The sequence below is a fragment of the Peribacillus sp. N1 genome (genome assembly GCF_054600815.1).
In genome coordinates, this window is record NZ_BAAHZO010000114.1 from 1 (window position 1) to 235 (window position 235).

Annotated in this window: 1 pseudogene; it reads right to left on the reverse strand. The window is 43.0% G+C overall.

Annotation, left to right across the window (positions count from 1 at the left end):
• Positions 1-235 (reverse strand): annotated as a pseudogene (locus ACYP5M_RS26755) (UvrB/UvrC motif-containing protein); the annotation flags it as partial.

Consider the following 235-nt stretch of genomic DNA (forward strand, 5'->3'; position numbering starts at 1 on the left):
ACACGACATGTGCAATGTCATCCACAGTGACTTCACTGTTCTCATGCCCTTGTTTTTCTTTCCAAGTTTTTTTCGTTTCTTCCAATTGTTCTCTTAAGCGTTGTTACGTATCGCGAAGCGAAGCTGCTTTTTCAAATTCCTGACTCTGAACGGAAGCATCCATTTCCTTGCGAACATCGTCTATCTTCACTTCAAGTTCCATTAAGTTAGGTGGCGTTGTGTATGAGCGCAGCCT